The organism is Geobacillus sp. E263 (assembly GCF_007197795.1).
Classification (GTDB): domain Bacteria; phylum Bacillota; class Bacilli; order Bacillales; family Anoxybacillaceae; genus Parageobacillus_B; species Parageobacillus_B toebii.
The window spans coordinates 1,843,974-1,868,104 of record NZ_CP041632.1 but is presented as its reverse complement, the minus strand read 5'-3'; the positions used below and the strand labels follow the sequence as shown (position 1 = coordinate 1,868,104).

Annotated in this window: 24 protein-coding genes and 3 pseudogenes; 19 read left to right on the top strand and 8 right to left on the bottom strand. The window is 41.2% G+C overall.

The features are described 5' to 3' along the window. The first annotated feature begins 107 nt into the window (after nucleotides 1–107). Nucleotides 108–407 carry a MerR family transcriptional regulator gene (locus FNL97_RS09755; RefSeq protein WP_015863767.1) on the top strand — a complete coding sequence of 100 codons (300 nt, stop codon included), beginning with the start codon at nucleotides 108–110 and terminating at the stop codon, nucleotides 405–407. A 120-nt stretch (nucleotides 408–527) separates the two neighbouring features. Here the strand turns inward: FNL97_RS09755 and FNL97_RS09750 are convergent, their stop codons facing one another. Continuing rightward, entirely contained in the window at nucleotides 528–866 is a 339-nt protein-coding gene (locus FNL97_RS09750) for a hypothetical protein (RefSeq protein WP_041269646.1), read from the bottom strand. 22 nt (nucleotides 867–888) lie between these two features. Between FNL97_RS09750 and FNL97_RS09745 the strand changes: the two are divergent. Together FNL97_RS09745 and FNL97_RS18465 are read left to right on the top strand one after the other, a co-directional pair. Continuing rightward, nucleotides 889–1,176, top strand: a pseudogene (locus tag FNL97_RS09745) (YkoP family protein); the annotation flags it as partial. Nucleotide 1,177: 1 nt separating this feature from the next. Then, nucleotides 1,178–1,270 (top strand): annotated as a pseudogene (locus tag FNL97_RS18465) (metallophosphoesterase); the annotation flags it as partial. Here FNL97_RS18465 and FNL97_RS09735 read toward each other — a convergent pair. Then, nucleotides 1,264–1,419 (bottom strand): annotated as a pseudogene (locus tag FNL97_RS09735) (enoyl-CoA hydratase); the annotation flags it as partial. The pseudogenes FNL97_RS18465 and FNL97_RS09735 overlap by 7 nt on opposite strands. Nucleotides 1,420–1,730: 311 nt before the next feature. On the opposite strand from FNL97_RS09735, the gene FNL97_RS09730 reads away from it, so the two are divergent. Continuing rightward, complete coding sequence (locus tag FNL97_RS09730; protein ID WP_143415686.1) at nucleotides 1,731–2,666, top strand: endonuclease I family protein; 936 nt, start codon at nucleotides 1,731–1,733, stop codon at nucleotides 2,664–2,666. 28 nt (nucleotides 2,667–2,694) lie between these two features. Here FNL97_RS09730 and FNL97_RS09725 read toward each other — a convergent pair whose 3' ends face one another. Then, complete coding sequence (locus FNL97_RS09725; RefSeq protein WP_143415685.1) at nucleotides 2,695–3,654, bottom strand: bile acid:sodium symporter family protein; 960 nt, start codon at nucleotides 3,652–3,654, stop codon at nucleotides 2,695–2,697. 298 nt (nucleotides 3,655–3,952) lie between these two features. Between FNL97_RS09725 and FNL97_RS09720 the strand changes: the two genes are divergently transcribed. The 11 genes from FNL97_RS09720 (at nucleotide 3,953) to FNL97_RS09670 (ending at nucleotide 16,538) form a co-directional block, all read left to right on the top strand. Continuing rightward, nucleotides 3,953–4,174: a FeoA family protein gene (locus FNL97_RS09720; RefSeq protein WP_143415684.1), complete on the top strand. Its 222-nt coding sequence runs from the start codon at nucleotides 3,953–3,955 to the stop codon at nucleotides 4,172–4,174. Nucleotides 4,175–4,177: 3 nt separating this feature from the next. Further along, a complete protein-coding gene (feoB, locus tag FNL97_RS09715; RefSeq protein ID WP_143415683.1) occupies nucleotides 4,178–6,175 on the top strand; it encodes a ferrous iron transport protein B in 1,998 nt (665 codons plus the stop codon). Nucleotides 6,176–6,252: 77 nt separating this feature from the next. Then, nucleotides 6,253–6,414, top strand: a complete 162-nt coding sequence (locus tag FNL97_RS09710) for a FeoB-associated Cys-rich membrane protein (protein ID WP_143415682.1) — start codon at nucleotides 6,253–6,255, stop codon at nucleotides 6,412–6,414. A gap of 248 nt (nucleotides 6,415–6,662) precedes the next feature. Next, nucleotides 6,663–7,238 carry a DUF5317 domain-containing protein gene (locus FNL97_RS09705; protein WP_143415681.1) on the top strand — a complete coding sequence of 192 codons (576 nt, stop codon included), beginning with the start codon at nucleotides 6,663–6,665 and terminating at the stop codon, nucleotides 7,236–7,238. Between the two features lie 194 nt (nucleotides 7,239–7,432). Beyond that, nucleotides 7,433–9,280, top strand: coding sequence for a bifunctional diguanylate cyclase/phosphohydrolase (locus FNL97_RS09700; protein ID WP_143415680.1), 1,848 nt, complete (start codon nucleotides 7,433–7,435; stop codon nucleotides 9,278–9,280). Between the two features lie 160 nt (nucleotides 9,281–9,440). Then, nucleotides 9,441–10,193: a DeoR/GlpR family DNA-binding transcription regulator gene (locus FNL97_RS09695; protein WP_143415679.1), complete on the top strand. Its 753-nt coding sequence runs from the start codon at nucleotides 9,441–9,443 to the stop codon at nucleotides 10,191–10,193. After that, entirely contained in the window at nucleotides 10,190–11,101 is a 912-nt protein-coding gene (gene pfkB / locus FNL97_RS09690; RefSeq protein WP_143415678.1) for a 1-phosphofructokinase, read from the top strand. The genes FNL97_RS09695 and pfkB overlap by 4 nt, the downstream gene beginning before the upstream one ends. Before the next feature lie 28 nt (nucleotides 11,102–11,129). Then, entirely contained in the window at nucleotides 11,130–13,001 is a 1,872-nt protein-coding gene (locus tag FNL97_RS09685) for a PTS fructose transporter subunit IIABC (RefSeq protein WP_143416311.1), read from the top strand. A 285-nt stretch (nucleotides 13,002–13,286) separates the two neighbouring features. Then, nucleotides 13,287–14,507, top strand: a complete 1,221-nt coding sequence (locus tag FNL97_RS09680) for a methyl-accepting chemotaxis protein (protein WP_143415677.1) — start codon at nucleotides 13,287–13,289, stop codon at nucleotides 14,505–14,507. Between the two features lie 304 nt (nucleotides 14,508–14,811). Continuing rightward, nucleotides 14,812–15,678: a permease gene (locus tag FNL97_RS09675; protein ID WP_015863780.1), complete on the top strand. Its 867-nt coding sequence runs from the start codon at nucleotides 14,812–14,814 to the stop codon at nucleotides 15,676–15,678. Between the two features lie 14 nt (nucleotides 15,679–15,692). After that, nucleotides 15,693–16,538, top strand: a complete 846-nt coding sequence (locus FNL97_RS09670) for a TIGR03943 family putative permease subunit (RefSeq protein ID WP_015863781.1) — start codon at nucleotides 15,693–15,695, stop codon at nucleotides 16,536–16,538. Nucleotides 16,539–16,573: 35 nt separating this feature from the next. Here FNL97_RS09670 and FNL97_RS09665 read toward each other — a convergent pair whose 3' ends face one another. Next, nucleotides 16,574–17,500 (bottom strand): MBL fold metallo-hydrolase, encoded by a 927-nt coding sequence (locus FNL97_RS09665; RefSeq protein WP_143415676.1) that lies wholly within the window; start codon nucleotides 17,498–17,500, stop codon nucleotides 16,574–16,576. Nucleotides 17,501–17,591: 91 nt separating this feature from the next. Here FNL97_RS09665 and FNL97_RS09660 point away from each other — a divergent pair, with 91 nt between their 5' ends. Then, the gene (locus FNL97_RS09660; RefSeq protein ID WP_143415675.1) at nucleotides 17,592–17,993 is read left to right on the top strand and encodes a secondary thiamine-phosphate synthase enzyme YjbQ; all 402 of its coding nucleotides are present in this window, start codon (nucleotides 17,592–17,594) and stop codon (nucleotides 17,991–17,993) included. Nucleotides 17,994–18,360: 367 nt separating this feature from the next. On the opposite strand, the gene map is transcribed toward FNL97_RS09660, so the two are convergent. Further along, on the bottom strand, nucleotides 18,361–19,110 hold the full coding sequence (gene map / locus FNL97_RS09655) for a type I methionyl aminopeptidase (protein ID WP_143415674.1): 750 nt from the start codon (nucleotides 19,108–19,110) through the stop codon (nucleotides 18,361–18,363). 260 nt (nucleotides 19,111–19,370) lie between these two features. Beyond that, nucleotides 19,371–20,672, bottom strand: a complete 1,302-nt coding sequence (locus FNL97_RS09650; protein ID WP_143415673.1) for a sensor histidine kinase — start codon at nucleotides 20,670–20,672, stop codon at nucleotides 19,371–19,373. A 296-nt stretch (nucleotides 20,673–20,968) separates the two neighbouring features. Between FNL97_RS09650 and FNL97_RS09645 the strand changes: the two genes are divergently transcribed. The 3 genes from FNL97_RS09645 (at nucleotide 20,969) to FNL97_RS09635 (ending at nucleotide 22,796) form a co-directional block, all read left to right on the top strand. Beyond that, complete coding sequence (locus FNL97_RS09645) at nucleotides 20,969–21,214, top strand: hypothetical protein (protein WP_143415672.1); 246 nt, start codon at nucleotides 20,969–20,971, stop codon at nucleotides 21,212–21,214. Between the two features lie 118 nt (nucleotides 21,215–21,332). After that, nucleotides 21,333–22,133, top strand: coding sequence for a uroporphyrinogen-III synthase (locus tag FNL97_RS09640; RefSeq protein ID WP_143415671.1), 801 nt, complete (start codon nucleotides 21,333–21,335; stop codon nucleotides 22,131–22,133). Between the two features lie 129 nt (nucleotides 22,134–22,262). Further along, entirely contained in the window at nucleotides 22,263–22,796 is a 534-nt protein-coding gene (locus tag FNL97_RS09635) for a hemerythrin domain-containing protein (protein WP_143416310.1), read from the top strand. 70 nt (nucleotides 22,797–22,866) lie between these two features. Here the strand turns inward: FNL97_RS09635 and narI are convergent, their stop codons facing one another. Further along, the gene (gene narI, locus FNL97_RS09630) at nucleotides 22,867–23,571 is read right to left on the bottom strand and encodes a respiratory nitrate reductase subunit gamma (protein WP_143415670.1); all 705 of its coding nucleotides are present in this window, start codon (nucleotides 23,569–23,571) and stop codon (nucleotides 22,867–22,869) included. A 1-nt stretch (nucleotide 23,572) separates the two neighbouring features. After that, complete coding sequence (gene narJ / locus FNL97_RS09625) at nucleotides 23,573–24,121, bottom strand: nitrate reductase molybdenum cofactor assembly chaperone (protein WP_062754228.1); 549 nt, start codon at nucleotides 24,119–24,121, stop codon at nucleotides 23,573–23,575. Nucleotides 24,122–24,131: the final 10 nt, after the last annotated feature.

Genomic DNA, 24,131 nt, shown 5'->3' with positions numbered 1-24,131 from the left:
TTACAATAAAATTAAAAAATATGTTAATTTTCTTTACAAAAATAATTATGAATGGCGAAAAATCAGTATAATTATGTTAGAAGATATAACATAGCGGGGTGGAGAGGGTGACGAATAAAGATGATTCCTATAAATTTAAAAAAGTGATCTCTATCGGCATCGTTAGTGAATTAACCGGGTTATCGCAGCGGCAAATCCGCTATTATGAAGAGCGGAAGTTGATTTTTCCTGATCGTTCGAAAGGAATTCGCAAATATTCGTTCGCCGATGTCGAACAGTTAATGCAGATTGCCAATAAGCGGGAAGAAGGGGTTTCGACATGGGAAATCCGCCAAGAAATGACAAAAGAACTGCGGGAAAAAATGTTAAAGGGACAGATGAACGCCCATTTCCGTTTTCGTCCGTAAAACCATCCCCCTCCTTTTGTAAAGGAGAGGGATTTTTTAAACAATGATTAAAAAACTAACAAAATATCCTTGTAATATTCGGCGATAAAAAAGCTTGTCATATCGAGGTGTCCCCTTGAATCATTCTTTGTTGTCGAAAGAAGCCAGCTTCGAGTAAAGCAATGTTGCCGGACGATCTGAAGAAAGCTGGCGGTGGTATTGTTCGACATGGCTGTAATAGTGCGTGATTTGCGGAGAGTGAAGAATAGAAAGAATTGCATCGGAAATATTACGCAATTCCTTCCAGTTTAAAAAATCAAACACGAGATGATGCCGCTTCAATATGCGAAAATTCATTTCCTCTTGTCCGGGAAGAGTATCATAGATAAAAATAGGCAATCTTTTATATAAACATTCGCTAATGGTAACACCGCCTGGCTTTGTTAAAATAAAATCTACTTGATCATAAAGATCGTTCATCTCCTGACGCGACGAAATATTTCATTTGCATAATATTCGTTTAACTCGTGAACTTCTTCATTTAAACAGCGAAATTAAAAAAGGTCGTTACATTTATGAACAAGTGAAAGAAGGGCTTCCTTATATTGCAAATTACTTGCGCAATCATGAACAGTTTTCTGAAATTAAAGGAATTATTGGGATTACAATGTTAAACAAAGGGTGTGAGCGATTAGGTTTTGAAACATTTTCGATTGTGAATCCGTTTTACAAATGGTTTAAAACAATCGTATTTATTCCTATGATTGTCGTTTCTCAGCTCCGTTTTTCCTCTTGACTTGATTGCCTTAACCGGAGATTTCCTTGATCGTAAACGAAGTATTCCAAAGTTAGTTCCGTACTTGAAGGTATTTCAAAAGCTAAAGGTAAATAACCCGTGAACCATAAGTCGCACTTTCTCATCGCGTTCCATCTGATGTCTTCCCTTGTCGCCAGATAATTGGGCGAATTGCAATATTTCTTCTTCTGTGAACGTGCGCTGCCAAGTAAATACATTTTCAGGCTTCAAATTCATTTCTTATTCCCCTTTTATTTATTCATTGTTTTGGATTATATTTTACTTAATTCTCTAAATAATATAAATAATACAGTGGCCTTATGCACGATTTTGGGTTTGCCGGTGATGAAATATGCGCGTACAAAATTAGTCCCTGCGTTCATGCGGCAGGGATGGCTGCTGTTCTTTTTGGCGTCATGTTGTTTGTGATGTGCGGTAAGCTTCATTAAAAAAGTTCGCCGAAATAAAAAGGGAGAACTTTATTTTTTGGATAACCAAACGAAAGCGTCCATGGTAAACTGTATACAAAGAGGAAGTAGGGTGGAACGGTGGAAATATGGAAACATTTGGAAGAACTCCAGCAATGGCAAGGAGATGACCGTAGTGAACAAATAGCGATATTGCAAGAAAACCAGCAATATATCGAAGTTAATGAGAATGTGTATTATGATGAACAAGAAGATTGCCAAGTGATGGAGCGATATTATCGTCGTGTACCTGTAGATGGGGATGGACTAACGTTATTTGTTATGTATCATAGGCTGGTGTCACGGACGCATAAGCGAAGGCTGCCTTACTTTTTCAGCAAAGATGAATATTTGTATACATGGGTTGATTTGTATCCAGATGGGTCAGTAAGAAGCATATATTCGGGGGAGAGAAAAGATCCGAAGATATTAATTATTCAAGATTACGACACGATGAAAAAACGACATGACGAATTTCGGAAATTACTGAAAAAAGCGAGAGAATGGGAACAAATAGAAATTAGGCGAATAAAAAAAATCGAACAGCAATGGAAGTTTAACGCTGAACATGTCGTTCCGCAATCGTGGTTTGGAGCAAGAGAGCCGATGAAAGGGGATTTGCACCATCTCTTTGTCTGCCATCCTAAATGCAATACATTACGCTCTAACTTTCCGTACGCCGATTTTTCGTTTTACAAGCCCGAGTCACCGGAAGAAAAGATTCAAAACCGCTGCGGTGTCGCGGAAAACGGTTATTTCGAACCAGAATACGGAAAAGGAACGGTGGCGCGGGCAATGCTGTATTTTCTGCTTCGCTATCCGAACACAATCGCAAAAGCGTTTCGCCACAAAATTGACGTTCCCCTTCTTGTTCGCTGGCATCAGGAATTTCCCGTTACCATTTATGAGAAGCATCGCAACCGCGCTATTTTTCTCATTCAAGGAAATCGCAATCCGTTCATTGATATCCCATCGCTTGCGGAACGAATTGTGTTTCCGATCAAATTGGTGCCATAAAAAACGGTTCCCCGTGGGGAACCAGTTTTTATGCCGAAAACGTCGATTGTTCCGCTTCTTCCTTCTCGCTTTTTTTACGGAAATAGGTTGCGGCAATCGGACCGGAAATGTTATGCCAGACGCTGAAAATAGCGCTTGGAACAGCAGCAAGCGGTGAAAAATGAGCGGTCGCTAACGCCGCACCAAGCCCGGAATTTTGCATGCCGACTTCAATGGAAATCGCTTTTTGCTTTGGCGCTGACAAACGAAATAATTTTGCAAACCAATAGCCAAGCAATAATCCAAGCCCGTTATGAATGGCGACGATTAAGAAGATGGCAAGCCCGCTTTTTGCAATTGCCTGCTGGTTTTGCCCAACGACAGCCGCGACAATGGCGACAATCGCAATGACAGAAACGAGCGGCAGGACTGGGATGAACGCTTTCACTTGCTTTTGGAAAAGGGCTTGCACAATCAACCCAAAAATAATCGGAATTAGGACAACTTTTACAATTGACCAAAACAATGCCGCGGCAGAAACGGACAGCCATTTTCCGGCAAGCAGCAACATCAGCGACGGCGTCAAAATCGGCGCCAGTATCGTAGAAACGGATGTCACGGCGACCGACAGCGCGGTATCTCCTTTGGCCAAATAGGTCATCACGTTAGATGCTGTTCCACCCGGACAACAGCCGACGAGAAGAATGCCAAGAGCGACTTCCCGCGAAACCGGCAAATAACGAGCAAGCAAAAAAGCGACAAGCGGCATAATGAGAAATTGGGCGGCTACACCGATCAGCACCTCTACCGGGCGTTTGAATACTTCTTTAAAATCATTGGGTGATAAGGTAAGACCCATGCCAAACATGACAACGCCAAGCAGCGGGACTATGTATGGAGCGATCCATGTAAAAGCGTTTGGATCATAAAAAGCAAGAGCAGCAAAAAGAAGCACCCAGACAGCAAAGGTGTTTCCAACAAAATTGCTGAATTTAGCTAATGTATTCATTGTTTGTCCTCCTTTATGTAGTGAGTATAAAAATATTATATATATTATTCCGAAAAATTCAATTATACACAATTTTTTGTTTTAGTGTAATTAGCCTCCTCCTTCCTCTAGACAGGTACATACATCTCATTGTATTCGTGAATTTATTGTGACGAGTGTGAAAAAAATCACTTCTAAAATTTCAAATTGTGATATTATATTAATTGAGAAAAATAATCATTATTGTTCTATACAAAACATCACTTTATTATATTGCTGATTGAAAAAAAGAATCATTGTTGTTTGGGGGACGGAAAAGATGGTTTTGACCGATCTTCAACAAGGGCAACAGGCCGTTATTACAAATTTAGCAGTAGCCAATGAAGTAGTGAGACAACGTCTTCTTCATATGGGGATGCATGAAGGAGAAAAAGTTTGTGTCAAATGCATGATGCCGTTTGGCGGCCCAGTAATGGTAGAAGTAGATGGCCAGTATATTTGTCTTCGACGTAAAGAGGCGGCTTGTATTGGGGTGAAATAATCGATGTCATCATCTATTGCGTTATTTGGCAATCCAAATACAGGGAAAACTTCATTATTTAATAATTTAACAGGATCTTATGAATATGTCGGAAATTGGAGCGGGGTAACGGTAGAAAAAAAGGTTGGCATGCTTCGCCAGCATGGTGTTCCCGTCGTTGATCTCCCAGGGATATACTCGTTGCAACCGTTTTCACGTGATGAGGGCGTAGCGACCGAATTTTTATTAACAGAATCGTTCTCGGCGATTGTCAACATTGTGGACGCTTCCCAATTAAAGCGGAATTTGCATTTGACTGTTCAGCTGCTTGAGTTTGGCAAACCGCTGATTATGGCATTAAATATGATTGACGTCGCAGAAAAGCGCGGAATAAAAGTAGATGCAAAAAAGCTTTCACAATGCATCAATGCCCCGGTGATTCCGGTTATTGCGCGGACGGGAAAAGGGACAAAAGAGCTTGTTCGCGCTATTTTGTCTGCATCCGAACAAAACGAACATCAATTTTCTATTGATTACGGGGCCGATGTTGAGGTTGCTGTTCAAAAAATAGGCGAACAACTTCCTGATAATTTACCGGTTTCGAAGCGATGGCTTGCGTTGCAATTTTTAGAAGGAAACAAGCGAGTTCATGCATATTTACAGACATATGTAGATATTGCTCCGCTTATATTGATTCGCGATAACGTACAACAAACGCTTGGCTGCACTTTAGCAGAGCATATTTATAAAGTGCGCGACAAATGGATTACGAATGTGATCAAAAAATCGACGGTTGCCATTAAACAAAATCCGCTTACATTAACGGAGAAAATCGATGCAATTGTAACGAATAAATATTTAGGTTTGCCGATTTTCTTATTATTTATGTATATCATGTTTATGCTAACGTTTGACTGGCTTGGTTCGCCACTCGCTGATTTGCTGGATCAGTTTTTTTCCGGCCCGTTAACGGATTGGCTGTCTAAGCTGTTGGCGCTTGTAGGAGCATCGCCGTTCATTCAAGCGCTTGTATTGGACGGAATTGTCTCCGGTGTTGGCGGGGTGCTTGTATTTGTACCGCAAATTTTCATTTTATTCTTTTTCATTTCTCTATTAGAGGATTCCGGATATATGGCGCGTGTCGCAATGGTAATGGACCGCTTTATGGAAGCGATTGGTTTAAACGGGAAGGCGTTTATTCCGATGATTATCGGTTTTGGCTGCAACGTTCCCGGCGTCATGGCCGCACGAACGATTGAGCAGCCTAAAGAGCGGCTGTTGACGATTTTGTTGCTGCCGTTTATGTCTTGCTCGGCGCGCCTGCCGGTATATGCGTTATTTGCTGGCACCTTTTTTACGAAAAATCAAGCGCTCGTCGTGTTTTCTCTATACGTGCTGGGCATTGTCGTCGCGCTTGGCTTGGCGAAGGTGTTTTCTTCTACATTATTAAAGAATGAAAGTTCCATTTTTGTGATCGAACTACCGCCATATCGAATGCCGCAAGCATTGACGTTGTGGCGAAGCACATGGGATAAAGGAAAAGGATTTATACGGAAAGCAGGGACGTTTATTTTCGGAGGATCGGTTGCGATTTGGTTATTGACCTATGTTGGGCCAAAAGGAATTGGTGTTTCCATGGATGATAGTTTTCTCGCGGTGATAGGCGGTGTGATTGCACCGATTTTGGCGCCGATCGGCTTTGGAACATGGCAGGCGGGCGCGTCGCTCATAACAGGATTTTTAGCAAAAGAAGTCGTTGTTTCGACGATGAATATTATTTACCATGCAAAAGATATGGACTTGTTGCAAGGGGCAATCACGCAACACTTTACGCCGCTATCAGCGCTTAGCTTTATGGTGTTTGTGCTCCTTTACATCCCATGCCTAGCAACGGTGGCGACGATCCGTAAAGAAACTGGTTCAAGAAAATGGACGTTTATTTCGATCGGTTGTGCATTAAGTATTGCTTATGTGATTTCTTTCCTTATTTATCAAGGCGGAACGATGCTTGGATTTTCATGAGTATTGTAGTCTCGAAGACTAGTAATGTTAGTCATCGATTCTTTCATTAAAAATTTTTGGAAAAAGAGGCGAGAACGATGATCGCAAATATTGTGATCGGCGGAGTTATTTTTAGTTATGCCGGTTGGATGCTTGTCCGCCACATTAAGAAAAGTTCAAAAGGAAAATGTGCTAGTTGCTCTCTTGCTGATAATTGTCAAGGTTCTTGCGTTCCTTACAAACAAGAAAATCGTATATAAAATATATGAGGATTCTCTATTAATAGTATAGAGAATCCTCATTTTTGTGCTTGCAGATAAGAATGTCGAATTTAGTTGGAAAGAGCATCTAATAACCGTGAATTTTAGGGAAAATAGAAAAAATTACTATAAATAGTCAAAAAGCACTATTTACATTGTCGAAAAAAATCGATATTAATGAAGTATAGAAGAAAATAGTTTTGAAAACATAGAATCTTCTGTGTATGTGATGATGAGGAGAAAACATAATGGTTTATGATGGCATTTTATTATCGCTTGCGATCGGTTTTTTTCGTGGAGGAAGTTTGAAAGGGCTTGCGCATATGAACCTGCGCGGGGGATGGCTGTTTCCATTATTGTTGGTGGTGCAGTTCGTTATCTTTGCCTTGCAAGATAAAGTTGCGATTATTGCCAAACTAAGCAACACCTTATTTCTTCTTGTATATGTGATTGGCCTTCTTTTTCTTTGGCTTAACCGAAACCAGCCTGGATTTATTGTTATTTTTGCGGGAGTGCTCTTAAACTTCATCGTTATGGCGGCAAACGGCGGAAGGATGCCTGTATCTATTGAAGCAGCGCAATTTCTTGGCCGCGAATACATAGACGCATTAAAAGCGGGAGTATACGGCAAACATCAGGCGATTACGTCTGACACGTTATTGCCGTTTTTAGGCGATATTATCCCGTTATCCCCGCCATACCCACGCCGGCAAGTGATCAGCATTGGCGATGTCGTAATGAACGTAGGGGCATTTTTATTTATTCAGCATCTAATGCTTAGTGCACCTAGCAAAAAAACATCTACCGCTCCTGCGAGTAGATAAATTATAATATTATAAGGAGGCAAAAAGCATGAGTGTGAAAGTAAAACAAGTACTTATTAATCTATTTATTATCGGTTCTGTTATTGTTGCGTTGACGTCAGGATTTAGACTAGGAGGCTAAATGTTTTTTGTGTTAGGGGGGGGTATGCATTAAGCTTCTCCCCAAAATTATATAAAATGAGAGTGATTATCCAATGTTTTTAAAGCCAAAACTATATGCAAAGATATATTTAACAATTATTTCTTTCATTGGGATTTTTATATTTTTGGTAGAGAGTGATTTTACTGCTCAATCCTTAGAGGATTGGGTTTTCATTTATATGCTTTCCGCCTCGATTCTTCTATTAAGTTATTTCTCTATTAACTTCCCGCCTAAGGATAACTCATTTTCAATGGATTCGGCGATTTATTTAGCCGTGACGTTCTTATACGGCATTGATTTAGCAATGAATGTCTTATTTATTAGTATTTTAATTGAATCTTTATATAAACGTAAAATGTTGTGGTGGAAGCACTTATTTAATTTTTCCATGTATTCCATTATGATTGTCGGTGCCTATTATTCATTTTTATTTTCCGGTGGGCATGTTGGTGAAATAAATACTCAAAATTTGCTTCCGTATATGATTAGTCTAGTTGTGTATTTTAGTTTGAACATTGCTTTAATGTTTTTGTTTTTTGTCTTCTTTAATCGTATATTTAAAGGCACATTTAACATAGGAGTACTCAAAGAAGCTTGTATCAGCTATTCCGTTACGTTACTACTATCGCTTGTTTTAGCGATTTTATTAAATGAACAACGGTATTTCGGTCTGTTTTTATTCACTGTGTTAGTCGTTATTTTATCGGCGGTGTTTCGAAAATTTCTTTATTTATATCAGGAAGTATCAGAGCGTGCCAATAAGGATCATTTAACAAGGCTTTATAATCATGGTTATTTTAAAGAGACATTGCAAGAACAGTTTGCCGACGCGAAAAAATTAAAACAACCATTTAGTTTAGCTTTATTGGATTTAGATGATTTTAAAAAATATAATGACCGCAATGGACATTTACAAGGAGATAAGCTGTTGCAGTTTTTTGGTGAGATGCTGAAAAAAGCGGTAGACGGAACAGACTTTGTAGCGGCGCGGTATGGCGGCGAGGAGTTTGCGATTTTAATGCCAAATACGACGAAAGAAGAAGCTTATGCCTTTTTGGATCGATTGCGCAAGCAAGTCAATGATACATACTTTTCCGGGGTGGAGCATGTTCCTTACCGCTGTCTTTCGTTTTCTTGCGGAATTGCCGAGATGGAAAGAAGCATGTATGACAGCGATGAGTTGATTCATAAAGCAGACCAGGCGCTTTATTACGCAAAAGCGCAAGGGAAAAACAATGTTCAAATCTACAGTGAGAACAACATCTGTCTTGATGAAATAAAGTTTAAACAAGATTTAGATGCGCTGGAGCAGCAAGTAAAGTTTTTTTTATCGAAAGATGTTTATACATATCGTCATAGTAAACGGGTATTCAAATATGCATCCGAATTCAGCCAAATGCTTGATTTAACCGACCATGAAAGACAAACGCTTGTTTTAGGAGCATTAATTCATGATATTGGAAAAATCGAAGTGCCAAGGGATATTTTAAACAAAGAAGGAAAATTGGAACGGCATGAATGGGAGATTGTGAAGAAACATGTAACATGGGGAAAAGAAATTATCGCAGCGGAAAAACAGTTTGATGATTTAATTCCCCTTGTCGAACTTCACCATGAGCGCTATGACGGAAAAGGATATCCATATGGACTTAAAGGAGAAGAAATTCCAAAACTTGCTCGTATTTTATGTATTATTGATTCGTTTGATGCGATGACGACAGAACGGCCGTACCAACGTACGAAAACGTTTGAAGAGGCAGTATCCGAAATTATGCGTTGCGCAGGCACTCAGTTCGATCCCTTTTACGCTAAATTATTTACAAAGTTTATTCAAGAAAAATACTTATCGCGTGTTCATGAACAATCGGAGAAATATCATGATAACAAAGCTGTCCAATGAGGCAGCTTTTCATTTTTGCGAAAATGATTGAATTTGAATGTTTTTTGATTATATATGACTTAATTTGAAAGATTTTTGATTGAAAATGATTGATTTTTAAACCGCTTTCGTTTATGATAAAAGTATAAAATGATCATTTCCATCCGAGGAGGTGGAAGATTTGCTTACAGAAGAACGTCACCGTATTATATTAGAACTTCTCGCAGAAAAAGAAGTAGTCAAGCTGCAAGAACTAGTAGAGGCGACCAATTCTTCCGAGTCCACCATCCGTCGCGATTTAACGCAGCTGGAAAAAGAGAAAAAATTGCGGCGTATTCATGGTGGTGCAACACTGCTTCAAAAGAAGCGGGAAGAATTAAGCGTCTTAGAAAAATCAACAAAACATATACAAGAAAAGAAGCGGATTGCTGAGTATGCGGCAAGTCTTGTGCAAAACGGTGATTGCATTTATTTAGACGCTGGGACGACGACGTTCCAAATGATTCCGCATCTGCATGGCAAAGATATCGTTGTCGTGACGAATGGTATTATGCATTTGGATATGCTTCTGGAATATGACGTTCCGACATATTTACTTGGCGGTTTTATGAAAAAGAAAACGAAAGCGCTCATTGGCCGCGGCGCATTGCAATCATTAAAAAGTTATAGTTTTGACAAATGTTTTATCGGCGCCAACGGCGTTCACTACGAATATGGGTACACAACGCCTGATCCGGAAGAGGCGATGGTAAAATATACAGCAATGCAGCTATCGCAAAAAGCATATGTGCTTGCCGATCATTCAAAACTTAATGAAAGCACGTTTGCCAAAATCGCTGAACTGCATGAAGCGACGCTGATTACGAATGAATTAGCTGAAGAATGGCTAGAACCATATAAAGCAAAAACAGCAGTAGAGGTTGTGACAAAATGATCTATACATGTACATTAAATCCATCTGTTGATTATATTGTGCACGTGGACGAGCTTCGCATTGGCGAATTAAACCGTGCTGTGAAAACGTTGGCATTCCCTGGTGGAAAAGGGATCAACGTCTCCCGTGTTCTTAAGAGGCTCGGTATAGAGAGCACAGCGTTAGGGTTTATCGGCGGATTTACCGGTGCGTTCATTATCGAACAATTGCAAAACGAAAACATTGCCTGTGATTTTGTCGAAGTGCCAGGGAATACGCGCATTAATGTGAAGCTAAAATCAGGAAAAGAAACGGAAATTAATGGTCAAGGGCCAATGATTCAGCCGGAACATGAAACGGAATTCATGGAAAAAATCCGCGCATTAACGGAAAATGATATCGTCGTTTTGGCAGGAAGTGTGCCGTCTTCTTTGTCACCGGACGTTTACGAGAAAATCATCGATGAAGCAAAAAAAGTGAAGGCAAAAGTCGTCGTGGATACAAGCGGCCCGGCATTAAAATCGTTGCTTGCGCGGAACCCATTTTTGGCAAAGCCGAATCATAAAGAATTAGCCGAGCTATTTGAGACAAGCTTTCACTCGAAAGACGAGATCATGGTTTGTGGACGTCGATTAGTAGAATTAGGAGTAGAAAATGCCATCGTTTCGCTGGCCGGTGATGGTGCTTTCTATTTTAATAAAGAAATGACATTATTTGCTGAGGCGCCGAAAGGAACAGTAAAAAATTCCGTTGGTGCCGGTGATTCGATGGTGGCGGGGTTTCTTGCGGCGTATACAAGCGGAAAAAGTGTGGAAGAAGCGTTTGCTTATAGTGTCGCATCTGGAAGTGCAACGGCATTTTCTGAAGATTTATGTACAAAAGACTGTGTCGAACAGCTAGTACATGAAGTAAATGTCATGCGTTTCTAAGGGCATATGAAAAAGGGGGACCATTTTGATGAAAATTACCGATTTGCTTACAAAGGAAACAATTATTCTCCATCTGAAAGCGAAAACAAAAGAAGAAGTAATTGACGAACTTGTCGCGAAACTGCAAGAAGCAGGAGTGTTGCGTGACGCACAAGCGTTCAAAGAAGCGATTTTTGCGCGTGAAGCACAAAGCACGACCGGTGTCGGTGATGGAATTGCCATTCCTCATGCGAAAACAGCCGCGGTAAAGCGGCCTGCCGTAGCGTTTGGCCGTTCTGAGAGCGGCATTGACTATGACGCGCTTGATGGAAAACCGAGCCACTTGTTTTTTATGATCGCAGCGCCAGAAGGAGCGAATAATACACATTTAGAAGCGCTTGCCCGCTTATCGTCTATGCTAATGGATTCCTCTTTCCGCGCGCGGATTGAAAGCGTTTCAAATGAAGAGGAATTTATTCGGTTGATTGCAGAAAAAGAGGCAGAGGAAACGAAAGAAGCAGAACATACGGCATCTTCACCTTCGAAGCGCAAAAAAGTCATTGCTGTCACTGCTTGTCCGACAGGAATCGCTCATACGTATATGGCGGCAGATGCTTTAAAAGCAAAAGCAGCGGAAATGGATGTGGATATAAAAGTAGAAACAAACGGTTCTAGTGGAGTGAAAAACGAATTAACCAAGCAAGATATTGAGGAAGCGGTTGCGGTCATCGTTGCGGCGGATAAGCAAGTGGAAATGGAGCGGTTCAAAGGAAAACATGTGATTCAAGTACCGGTTGCGCAAGCGATTCGTAAACCGAAAGAGCTAATCGAGCAAGCTCTCAGGCAGGATGCGCCGATTTATCAAGGAAGCGGCGCGAAAGAGGCGACAACGGTAGGAAAGCCGCGTACAGGATTTTATAAACATTTAATGAACGGAGTTTCCAACATGCTTCCGTTCGTTGTCGGCGGCGGTATTTTGATTGCGATATCGTTTATCTTCGGAATTAAAGCGTTTGATCCGAAAGATCCGTCGTATCATCCGATGGCGAAAGCACTCATGGATATCGGTGGAGGAAACGCCTTTGCGTTGATGATTCCAGTGCTTGCTGGTTTTATTGCCATGAGTATTGCGGACCGGCCTGGTTTTGCGCCAGGGATGGTAGGCGGTTTCATGGCGGCAAATGGCGGCGCCGGCTTTTTAGGCGGGTTAATCGCAGGCTTTCTTGCCGGGTATTTAGTGGTTGGGTTGAAAAAAGTATTTAGCCATCTGCCACAGTCGCTTGAGGGAATCAAACCAGTGTTGCTTTATCCGCTTTTTGGCATTTTCATTACGGGACTTATTATGATGTATGTTGTTATCGATCCAGTGAAGGCGTTAAATGAGGCAATGAAGCATTGGCTTGAAAATATGGGAACGGCAAACTTAATTTTACTTGGCGCTATTCTTGGCGGCATGATGGCGGTTGATATGGGCGGCCCGATCAACAAAGCGGCATTTACGTTTGGAATTGCCATGATTGATGCTGGAAATTATGCTCCGCACGCAGCGATCATGGCCGGAGGAATGGTGCCGCCGTTAGGACTAGCGCTTGCGACGACATTCTTTAAAAAGAAATTTACAAAAGCGGAACGTGAAGCTGGAAAAACATGCTATATCATGGGAGCGACGTTCATTACAGAAGGGGCGATTCCGTTTGCGGCAGCCGACCCGGTACGCGTCATTCCATCCATCATTGTCGGCTCTGCGGTCAGCGGAGCGCTGACGATGTTGTTTCACATTGGCCTTCCAGCTCCGCATGGTGGAATTTTCGTTATTCCAATTGTAAAAGGAAGTTCTTTATTATACGTATTAGCGATTTTGATCGGTTCGATCATTACTGCTTTGATGGTTGGCTTGTGGAAAAAAGAAGTAGAGGAATAATAGAAAAAGCTGAGCGGGATTGTCGCTCAGCTTTTTTGTAGAACGAAAAGGAGAGCCTATTGATATAGATAAATACGATATTCATTAGTATTTTATATATAATTAAGTTTTTTAGAAAAATTATAAATTTTTCTTTTGATATCGAAATATGGAAGAAAATGTGATACGTTATATCACAAAGGAGGTACAAACAGCACGAAAATTCTACATGATTCCGAATATGGAGATTATCTCTCGGCTTTTGCTCCGATCAAGAATAATGAAAAAGTAATCGGGATTCTTGGAGTGGATATTGATGCAAAAAAGGTTGGTTTGATTCAGCAAAAAGTAGTAAAAGAACAATTAATGATGTTTATATTTTTATTTGTAATGGGAATCGGACTCATTAGCGGCATTTCCTTTTTCTACGTTCGTAAACGATTAAAATCTCTGGAAACATTAAATGAAGTGGCCGAAAAAATCGCTGCAGGGGAGCTGAATGAAGCGCAAAATCTATTAGAAAAAATACGAATAAAGGGGAAAGATGAGATTGCTAGTCTATCTTATTCATTTAAGCAAATGATGGCTGGAATGCGCGAGATGGTAACAGATATTACAGAAAGCACATATGAAATGCTGGAAACTTTTAAAGCATTAAGTCAAAATATTGAGAGTGCCAAACATTCTAGTGAGCAAATCACAATGGCCATTAGGACGGTGTCTTCGAACGCACAACAGCAGGAGACGAGTATAAATGAAACAGCTCATGCGGTCGAGGAAATGGCTATTGGCGTTCAAAAAATTGCCGAGTCATCGTCTCTTATTGCGGAATCATCAAATGATGTAATGAAACAAGTGGAAAGAGGAAATGAAGAAATTGAGAAAGCAATCAAGCAAATGGATGACATGCGACAGGCTGTTATGGAAACATCCATGAAAATCACGGAGTTAGGCAATCGGATTGAAGAGATTGAACAAATTCTTACGGCCATTACGGAGATTTCCGAACAGACAAACTTGCTTGCGTTAAATGCAAACATTGAAGCGGCACGTGCTGGAGAACATGGAAAAGGATTTGCCGTCGTTGCCAACGAAGTGAGAAAGCTTGCTGAGCAAACGAAGCATTCGGCACAAAAAATTGCTGAATTGATTCAACAGTTCCAAATCATGACGAAAGACGCGGTTCGTGAAATGGAGTCGGGAACCCAAGAAGTTGAAAAAGGGACAAAAGATGTCCATAAAGTAGGAGAAGTGTTCCGATCTATTTTTCATGCGGTTCACCAATCCAATAATGAGCTTCAAGAAGTGTCTGCGATTACGGAGGAAATGGCCGCTGGATCTGAACAAATATCTGCTTCCGTTGAGCAAGCGGCCTTCTTAACTAAAGAGGCTGCATCAAACGCTGCGAAAGTCGTGGAATCTGTGGAAAAACAAATGAAAGCAATGGAAGAAATCGCTGCTTCGACGGAATTGTTAGGGGAAATATCAGAAAAACTTGAAAAATCGGTAAGAAAATTTAATTTATAAATATAAAGTTGTCTGGGGTCTCCGGACAACTTTTTTTGGTGCACTTGGCATGGGTGCTGTCTAAGGATGAAAGTCCCGAACTGCGAAGGCAGAAGTAGCAGTTAGCTTAACGCAAGGGTGTCCGTGGTGACGCGGAATCTGAAGGAAACAGACGGCAAACTTCCGGTCGGCAGTGTGCGAGGACGAGGGTTAATCATCCTCTCCTACTAGATTACATAAGAATTACCATAAAAATTTCATGAATAAAAGAGTAATTCATGGTACAATAAACGTTTGTAATGTTAGAAAAGGAGATTTTATCGATATGATGAAGACATTTCTTCAGCTCAATACGATATTTATTAGTATTTTAATAGAATCGTTGCCGTTTGTTGTACTTGGTGTGTTTATTTCAGGGATTATTCAAATGTTTGTAACGGAAGAAATGGTCGAAAAATGGGTGCCGAAAAATAAAGCGCTGGCCGTGATCTATTCAACGCTGATAGGGGCGCTATTTCCTGCCTGCGAATGCGGGATTGTGCCAATTACACGGAGATTGGTAGCAAAAGGAGTACCTTTGTATGCAGCGATACCGTTTATGTTAACAGGACCTGTCATTAATCCGATTGTATTGTTTTCAACGTATATTGCGTTTGGAAGCAGTTGGACAATGGTATTATATCGGTCTATTTTTGCTTGTATCATTGCCATCATCATTGGTTTCATCATATCCGTGCAATTTAAAGACAACCAGTTGCGAAAGGAAGAAACAATTCATACCGTTTTGCCGAAATCATGGAAAGAAAAATGGATCGGGACGTTGCAACATACGATTGATGAGTTTTTTACGACGGGCAAATATTTGATTATTGGCGCGTTTTTCGCATCGGCGATGCAAACATTTGTGAAAACGCCGACATTGCTTGCGGTTGGCCAAGGAAGTGTGTCTTCCATTCTTGTTATGATGGCGCTTGCCTTTGTGCTGTCATTATGTTCAGAAGCGGATGCATTTATTGCGGCGTCGTTTCAAAATACGTTCTCGTTTGGAGCGCTCGCAGCCTTTCTTGTGTACGGACCGATGCTGGATATAAAAAATACGTTGATGCTGTTGCAGTCGTTTAAGACTCGCTTTGTGCTTGTGCTTATTATGTATATTACGATATTCGTGTTTATCGGTTCCTTGTTCATTTAAAGGAGTGAAATAGGATGATACGAATGTATATTTTGCTTGGTTTTTCGTTTTTGTTTTTTCATTTACACATTACAGGAGAAATTAGCAAATATATTAATATGCGTTATTCCTATATATCGTTTAGCGCCATTTTCGTATTCGCTTTTTTGACCATTGTCCAGCTTTTTTTCGCCAGCCGGGAAGGGAAGCATGAACACTGCCATGATGATTCATGTTGCCGCCATCATGAAGAGCAAGCGCGATGGAAACGGGTCGTTAATTATATGATATTTATTTTTCCAGTTGTGTCCGTGTTGTTTCTTCCACCAGCAACGCTTGATTCGGATATGGTAAAAGCGAAGGGCTTTCACATCCGGGGATTTACAACAAAAAGCGATGATCCATTTGTCCAACGGCAACTTTTGCGGCCGGATACGAGCATTTATTACGACGAAGATGACTACGATAACTTGATGAGAAAGGAACTGAATAAATTTTCAAAAACATCACATCTCGTATTGAATGAGGAAAATTATTTAAGTGCGATGGAAACGATATATCAATTCCCAGGACAGTTTGATGATCAAGTCATTGAATTTGACGGGTTTGTCTATCATGATGAGACGACGAAAAAAACACAGCTGTTTGTTCTGCGCTTTGGCATTATCCATTGTGTGGCCGATTCGGGAGTATTCGGGCTTTTAACGGAGTTCCCGGACAATCCTCATTTAGCGAATGATGAATGGATTCATGTGAAAGGAAAGCTTTCAACGATGTATTATCAGCCGTATAATGCGACAATTCCTTATGTAAAAGTAACATCATGGCATAGAATCGACGAACCAAAAGAACCGTATGTATTTCGAAAATATGACCAGTAGAAAAAAGAAGGAGCCGATTGCCAAGGCTCCTTTTCTTATGAACGTATATCACAATCGAGCACTTCCCCAAGTTTTAGACATTTTAGCCTGCTCTCGTCCAGACCGCGCCGCTTCCATTCAGCAAGCAAACGGTCAAGCGCTTCCTTCGGAGTGTCATCGGCAAGACGAAACGCGCCATAATGCATTGGAACAAAGTAATCTGCCTGACAATCTAAAAAGGCTTGTACCGCTTCTTCGGGAGTGACGTGCTGCGGGCCCATAAACCATTCCGGCTCATACGCACCAATCGGAAGAAGAGCGTAGTCAATCGAAAAACGTTCGCCAATATCCCGAAATCCGCGGAAATAGCCGCTATCGCCAGCAAAGTATATCGTCGGTTTTTCCTTTGCCTGCATGACCCAGCCGCCCCAGTGGGACGTATTCATATCCCATAACGTTCGTCTTGTCCAATGCTGCGCCGGAACGAACGTAAACGTGACGCCGTTAAACGATTGCTCTTCCCACCATTCGAATTCCGTCACTTGCTTATATCTTTTTCGCTCGAATAGACGGCCAAGCCCAACAGGAACGAATATGTGTGGTGTTCCTTTTAATTTGCGGATGCTTGGAAAATGTAAATGATCATAATGGCCATGAGAAATAAGCACGACATCGACTTCAGGCATTTCATTCAGTGAAATGCCAGGCTTCGTAAGCCGTTTTGCTGTTCCCATGCGCGTTGCCCATACGGGATCGGTGACGATGGTGATGCCGTTTAGTTGAATCACAAACGTAGAATGCCCGACCCAAGAAAGCAATGTGCGAAAATGGTTCGCATGAAGAAGTGGATATTGCGGCGGGTCGGCATGTGGAACTTGGTAAGATAAATCTTTCTTTTTGTTTCTCCGTTCCTTTTGCCAGCGGCAAAAATCGGCAAATGTTTTGTTCGTTGATACTCCATCTAAGTTTTCGTATCTCTTCATCTGTTTTTCACCTTTTTTGCATACGTTATAATATAAGAGTAGCAAAATGATTTTTTCAGTAACAAATTTTTGCTTGGTGGTGAAGAAAAATATGTTGCAATCATTTACGATTCGAACAACAAAGCGCGATGAGATGGTGGACATTACTTCGTTCGTCGAACAGACGGTGCGTCAAGCTGGAGTGAAAGAAGGATTCGCCATCGTTTATTGCCCGCATACAACTGCGGGAATTACGATTAACGAAAACGCCGACCCTGATGTAAAGCGAGATATGATGCGGCGTTTTGATGAAACGTATCCGTGGGAACATCCGCTTGACCGGCATATGGAAGGAAATACAGCGGCGCATATGAAGGCAAGCACGGTCGGTGCATCGCAACATGTCATTATTACGAATGGCAAGCTTCTTTTAGGAACATGGCAAGGAATTTATTTTTGTGAATATGACGGACCGCGCCAACGGACGTTTTATGTGAAAGTGGTCGAAGGGTAAACAGCCGGCACCATTTGTCAGCTGTTTATGTTTTTACGTACATGTTTTGTCGATAAAAAATAATCGATAAATGAAAAAAGCAAATAATGTGGGAACGATAGTCACGGTGAGATTTCGCGTCTTGTGCCTTGCTTTCAATGGTTGGAAATGATGCAACAAATTAATAAAACCGTTTAATAGTTCCAACAATGAAATGAAAAGGGGAAGAAATGGCTGGCTGCACTCTACGCAACCGTTAAAACAAGTCACAGAAAAACTGGTAAGTGCAGTATATAAATGTAACTATAATAATATTATGTAAAATAAAATACGCTAATTAGAAAAGGACTAACGAAAGAGAAGCGGTTAGTCCTTTTCTGTTTGCTGATTAAGAAAGAGATGTTAAAATGAGCGGACCGTTTTTCGTAATGGCGATCGTATGCTCGTATTGTGCGGAATAAGAGCCGTCAACCGTTCTTGCCGTCCAGCCGTTATCGTCCATTTTGCTTTGCCATGCGCCGATGTTTACCATCGGTTCAATCGTAATCACCATTCCTTCTTTTAGACGCAATCCTTTTCCTTTTTCACCAAAGTGAGGAATGTACGGTTCTTCGTGAATCGTTGGTCCTATTCCGTGTCCAGTAAAATCTCGGACGACGGAAAAGCCGTTTGCTTCGACATATGTTTGGATCGCATGGCCGATATCCCCGATGCGATTGCCAATTACCGCTTGTTCAATCCCTTTATATAGAGATTGCTCCGTCACATAAAGCAATTTTTTTACTTCTTCACTGACATCGCCGACCGCATACGTCCATGCGGAATCAGCAAGCGCCCCGTGCAAGTTGACAACAAAATCGATCGTCACAATATCCCCGTTTTTTAACGGCTCATTACGAGGAAACCCGTGACAAATTTCGTCGTTGATCGAAGCGCACGTTGCGTAAGGATAGCCTCGATATCCTTTTTGTTCCGGTTTTGCGCCATGTTTTGCTAAAAACGTTTCTACAAAGCGGTCGATTTCCATCGTGGTAATTCCTGGCTTAATTAACTGGGCGATTTCTTGATGGCAAGCTGCCAATAATTTTCCTGCTTCGTGCATCAATTTAATTTCTCTTTCTGTTTTTACATGAATCATGGAAAATCTCCTTTTCATTAATGATTTGGAAATGAATATCATGATATATATGCCGTAATGCAACAAATCTAATGTGTATTGTAACAAAAAATAGTATAGAGATAAACGAAAGGGAGTCTCAGCAAGGTGATTTCCAATTTACGCAATTTTCCGAAAAAATAGCACGAACACTCTGTTTTTGATGAAAAAGAAAGTATGTAACAAATTGCACCGGCTACTAGAGACAGGGCGTTCTTTAGGCCTTCGGTCATGTCGCCGTTTTATAATGCCGCAGAAACCTTTTTTTCTTCGTTTGTGAGATCGTGAGAATTTGATGAAGAAAGTGGAAGATAAATCGATACTTCTGTTCCTTTATGTATTTCACTTTTAATATGAATCGTCCCGTTCATGGATTCAATAACGCGGTACACGACCATCATGCCGAGGCCAGTGCCTTTAATTCCTTTTGTTGTAAAATACGGTTCTCCTAGCCGATCGATTTGTTCTTTTGTCATGCCGACTCCCGTGTCAGAGATGCGAATGAGGACGCGCTGTTTTTCAATAGAAACGTAAATTTGCATCACACCGCCGTTTGGCATTGCCTCGATGGAGTTTTTCATAATATTGAGCAAACATTGGCGGAATTTTTCGCGCTCTCCAGTTATCGTAAACGGAGCTAATGTTGTTTTTACTTCCACACTGTTCATATTGGCAAGCGGTCGTAAAAGGTCGATTACGCGTTCAATTTCTGTTTTGACATTCAACTTTTCTACCGACTCGGGGGCCGGTTTCGCAAATGTTAAGTAATCGGTAATAATTGCTTCTGCACGATCTAACTCTTCAATGGCGATTCGTATATATTGCTTCCGTTTTTCCGGAGAAAGGTAGTGCTGCTCCAACAGTTGCATAAATCCGCGCGCAGCGGTAAGCGGATTTCGTACTTCGTGGGAAATGGATGCCGCTAGATGGCTCACTACTTCCATTTTTTCCGCACGGATAATCCGTTTCCGTAATTCTATATTTTTGTATATCATTTCTTTTAATGAACAAACAATTAGCATACATATCGGCTGGACAACCAAATAGGTAAGAGACATGATAGAAGGTGGTGATACAATGCTGTGGAACATTTGGGCCAGTCCGACGGATAAAAATCCGGAAAAAGAGCATAGTGCAGTAGCAAGCAATATACGATGCTTGGATGGTAACAGCAAAAATTTTTTCGATAAAGTTATGCTTGTTGCCATAATGAGGATGGAGGTAATGACAGTAACGAAAAATCCGGCCCCTCCAAACAACGAGCGGCAACCAATGGTTACTAAACATAAAAACAAGCTTATTGCTGGTCCTTTATATAAACTCCCTAACCAAAGCGGTATTTGCCGCAAGTCGAAAATGAAATCTGGATTCGAGTCGACAGGAATGGTGATACATAAAATAATGACGAGTGCCAAACAAACGGTGAACAAATGTTGTTTGATATGTCTAGGTATATTTCTTTCTTCCACCCATAAAGGAACGATAAAAATCGGAATAAGAATAAAGAACAAATTTAGTAAAAAATCTTTTAAAATAGCAAGCATAGCAGCACCTTCTTTCGTGTAATACGGTACATTAGAAGCAAATCAACAATGACTGCTAATATATTACATTGTAAACAAAAAACGTGTCGGATGTTAAGAGTGAATTCATAGTGTTTTTTTGACATAAATCTTTGTTTTTCAACAAAAATAATAAGACTCCATCCAAGAAGAAGGCATCTTCTGTTTTTGTTATTGACAAAATCTGATATGCAGAGCTAACAATTTGTTGATTTTTCTTCGTTCTTTCTCCCGTGGTTTATTTTTATAATGGTTAATGAAAGGGGGATTTTCCTATTATGCGGGAGCTGTATAAGCAGTTAATGGTTTGGATCGAGGAAAAACAGCCAGTAAAAATTAAAACCGATCAAGGAGAAGCTACGTTTTTGCCTGTCAAACTTTATCAAGATGCTCGTAAGCTATTTGTGTACAATCGTAATATGAGGCTGATCAACATCTCTCTAGATAAGGTGATTTCTATTGAACCGATCCGTATTTATGGGGCGTTTGATATAAGAGAAGAACAAGTTGTACATATGCATTAAGCGAAAAGGAAGGGAGCGGACTCATTTAAAAAAGAGGACGCTCTTTTTTATGTATTGCCGAGCGGAAGGACGTTATTTTACAATGAATTTATTCATAATTAGAAGAGGGGGAGGAAATATGCATGGCAAACGCATCGTCTTATGCGCGTCAAGAAAATTGGAAGAAATGACAGCACTCATTGAAAAACAAGGTGGAATAGCGATCGTGCGCCCGGCACAAGGGACAATATTTTCGAAGGAAGGAGAACTGGAAGACGAAATTCGCGCTGTTATTGCGATGCGTCCGGACTGGTTTATTTTCACAACTGGTATAGGCGTGGAAACGTTGCTAGAAGCGGCAGAGAGAGGAAAAGTGAAAGAAGAATTTGTGAGAACAATTCAACACGCGAACGTAGCTGTACGGGGGTATAAAACGATAGCGGCATTAAAGAAAATTGGCGTTGCTCCTGTTGCTGCCAGTGATGATGGAACAACCAAAGGACTAATCCGCTCGCTTCGGATGCATTCATTCGCGGATAAACGAGTCATTATCCAGCTGCACGGAGATACGGCCCCGACATTAAAGCAGTTTCTTAAGGAAAACGGCGCGGCATGCACCGAACTGCTTCCGTATCGCCATGTAGCACCGGATTCCGATATACTTGAAAAACTGTATGAAGAAGTAACCCGCGGGGAAGTAGACGCCGTTTGTTTTACGGCGGCGATGCAAGTTCGTTTTTTATTTTCATTTGTAAAAGAACAAAAAGATATAGAGTTGTTCCGGCGAGCATTAAACGAACAGGTTATCGCGTGCGCGGTTGGAAAAGTGACGGCTGAAGCGCTCCAGGAGGAGGGGATTACCCGCATTGTTGCTCCGGAACTAGAGCGGATGGGCGCAATGATTGTTACGTTGTCGCAATATTTCGAACGCCAGTCATAGCGATGAAGAAAAATCACGCAGGAAATTTCTTGCGTGATTTTTCTTTGCTTATTTGTGTGACATAGCGCACAACATTTTGAAAGGGAACGGGATAAAATGGGAGACAAAGAAGCAATAGGAGGGATGATGATGCATTCATTTTGCCATATGGGCGGACATGAAGAAGTGGAGCTATGTCAAGGTTTGCAGCGTTTAAAACAAGAACATGAGCTATTGCGTAAGCAAAAGCAATATCTTTTTGAATTAGCACAGGCAATCGGCGGCGATGCTGGAGTGCAAAATTGGAAAGAACGATTGCTTGCATTGCGGAAAAACGTTCAAGTATTTATCAATGAGTTAGATCCACACTCAGAACGGGAAGAAGGTGTGTTGTTTCCGATGATGGCTCAATATATCGGAAGAACATCCGGTCCGATTGCGGTCATGGAGTATGAACATGATCAAGCGAAACAACGAATTACATCTTTTTTAGCAAAGACAGCGGAGCTTCCGGAAACAGTCGATCGGGACAGTGCCATGGCGCTAGCTGATAAAATTATTCAGGCATATCATATTTTGACGGAACACTTTATGAAAGAAGAAAACGTGTTATTCCCGATGGCCGAGCGGCTTTTATCGGACGAAGAAAAAGAAGAGTTAGCCGAAAAAATAAGCCAGATATAAGAATAACGGGATACCTCTTAATAGAGATAGGGGGTATCCCGTTTTTCCATATATGCAAAAAGGACGCCTATTAATGAATGCTGTTTGGTTGCTCGGCTTGCTTAGGCATGCGTTTACGATAAACGACATAACTTCGTCTTAAATAACGGAGCGGCAAGCTAAACACGTGCACCAATCTTGTAAATGGCCAAACGGCAAAAATGCCTAATGCTGCGATAATATGAATTTGAAACCAGATTGGCACCTGTTCCATATAAGCTGGGTTTGGCCGGAACATTAGGACGCCGCGGAACCATGGACCGATTGTTGTTCGATAGTCAAAGCCGTTGGAATCGATATTAAGCAGCGTAGAAAAAAGTCCGGTTAAGATGACAATCGCGAGGAAAAAGAGAGCGATCCAATCCCCACGGCTGCTTGTTACTCTAACGCGCTTTACCGCTATGCGGCGGCGGGTCAGAATGATTAGTCCGATCAGAGCAGCCAATCCTGCCGGAATACCACCAGCAAGGGCAATGAGGTGGTATGCTTCTTCCGAAATGCCCATCGTTTCGTAAACGGCTTCAGGAATCAGAATTCCCATGACATGTCCGATAAAAACGAATAAAATTCCCCAATGGAAAAGAAGGCTGCCGAGACGCAACTGCTTTTTTTCCAATACTTCGCTTGATTTGGACGTCCAGCCAAACTGATCGTATTGATAACGCCAAATATGGCCGCCGATAAAAATCGTTAGGACAACGTAAGGCAAAATGACCCAAAGAAATTGTTTCAACATATCACACACTTCCTTTCGGGATTGGCTTCACACCAAGTTCTTCGAACGCCAGGAAAATAGCGTCAAAAATAGCGGTATAAGGACTTTCAATGGCTGCGAGCTGTTTTCGGATTTCATCGATATTGTTTGCATATGTTTCAAAGAGCGGAACAACATATTGTTGTTCCGCGTAGGCGGCAAACTCAAGCATTAGCGGCAAATAATCAGGGAGTTCTTGGTCGGTCGTATCAAAACCGGCCGCTTTATAACGCTGTTTTAGTTGCAAAAGCTCCAAACCGCGCTCGCGCTGCTCGCCTGTATTCATATAGGTAACATACAAATTTGTTTTTTTGCCGAAATCGAACGTTTCGACATATTGTTCCATTCGCTGCTGAGCAGGGATTGTTTGTATGTGATGAATAAAAGTCGTGATATTATTGACGATTGCATCATTTTGTACAGTATGGATTGCTTCTAGGCAGTCGTCTAGCAAGTTTGCCCATTCTTCATCAGGATATGACAATAAATGGGATATGCATAAAAACACGGTTTGCATTTGTTCTTGATCCATCATTTATCAC

What these genes read in the sequence shown, in the direction of transcription:
- FNL97_RS09710 (WP_143415682.1), top strand. Translation starts at nt 6,253, where the DNA reads ATGATCGCAAATATTGTGATCGGCGGAGTTATTTTTAGTTATGCCGGT.
- FNL97_RS09750 (WP_041269646.1), bottom strand. Translation starts at nt 866, where the DNA reads ATGAACGATCTTTATGATCAAGTAGATTTTATTTTAACAAAGCCAGGC.
- FNL97_RS09670 (WP_015863781.1), top strand. Translation starts at nt 15,693, where the DNA reads ATGATACGAATGTATATTTTGCTTGGTTTTTCGTTTTTGTTTTTTCAT.
- FNL97_RS09635 (WP_143416310.1), top strand. Translation starts at nt 22,263, where the DNA reads ATGCATTCATTTTGCCATATGGGCGGACATGAAGAAGTGGAGCTATGT.
- FNL97_RS09700 (WP_143415680.1), top strand. Translation starts at nt 7,433, where the DNA reads ATGTTTTTAAAGCCAAAACTATATGCAAAGATATATTTAACAATTATT.
- FNL97_RS09650 (WP_143415673.1), bottom strand. Translation starts at nt 20,672, where the DNA reads ATGCTTGCTATTTTAAAAGATTTTTTACTAAATTTGTTCTTTATTCTT.
- pfkB (WP_143415678.1), top strand. Translation starts at nt 10,190, where the DNA reads ATGATCTATACATGTACATTAAATCCATCTGTTGATTATATTGTGCAC.
- map (WP_143415674.1), bottom strand. Translation starts at nt 19,110, where the DNA reads ATGATTCATGTAAAAACAGAAAGAGAAATTAAATTGATGCACGAAGCA.
- FNL97_RS09675 (WP_015863780.1), top strand. Translation starts at nt 14,812, where the DNA reads ATGATGAAGACATTTCTTCAGCTCAATACGATATTTATTAGTATTTTA.
- FNL97_RS09665 (WP_143415676.1), bottom strand. Translation starts at nt 17,500, where the DNA reads ATGAAGAGATACGAAAACTTAGATGGAGTATCAACGAACAAAACATTT.
- FNL97_RS09660 (WP_143415675.1), top strand. Translation starts at nt 17,592, where the DNA reads ATGTTGCAATCATTTACGATTCGAACAACAAAGCGCGATGAGATGGTG.
- FNL97_RS09640 (WP_143415671.1), top strand. Translation starts at nt 21,333, where the DNA reads ATGCATGGCAAACGCATCGTCTTATGCGCGTCAAGAAAATTGGAAGAA.
- FNL97_RS09705 (WP_143415681.1), top strand. Translation starts at nt 6,663, where the DNA reads ATGGTTTATGATGGCATTTTATTATCGCTTGCGATCGGTTTTTTTCGT.
- narI (WP_143415670.1), bottom strand. Translation starts at nt 23,571, where the DNA reads ATGTTGAAACAATTTCTTTGGGTCATTTTGCCTTACGTTGTCCTAACG.
- FNL97_RS09645 (WP_143415672.1), top strand. Translation starts at nt 20,969, where the DNA reads ATGCGGGAGCTGTATAAGCAGTTAATGGTTTGGATCGAGGAAAAACAG.
- narJ (WP_062754228.1), bottom strand. Translation starts at nt 24,121, where the DNA reads ATGGATCAAGAACAAATGCAAACCGTGTTTTTATGCATATCCCATTTA.
- FNL97_RS09685 (WP_143416311.1), top strand. Translation starts at nt 11,130, where the DNA reads ATGAAAATTACCGATTTGCTTACAAAGGAAACAATTATTCTCCATCTG.
- FNL97_RS09725 (WP_143415685.1), bottom strand. Translation starts at nt 3,654, where the DNA reads ATGAATACATTAGCTAAATTCAGCAATTTTGTTGGAAACACCTTTGCT.
- FNL97_RS09720 (WP_143415684.1), top strand. Translation starts at nt 3,953, where the DNA reads ATGGTTTTGACCGATCTTCAACAAGGGCAACAGGCCGTTATTACAAAT.
- feoB (WP_143415683.1), top strand. Translation starts at nt 4,178, where the DNA reads ATGTCATCATCTATTGCGTTATTTGGCAATCCAAATACAGGGAAAACT.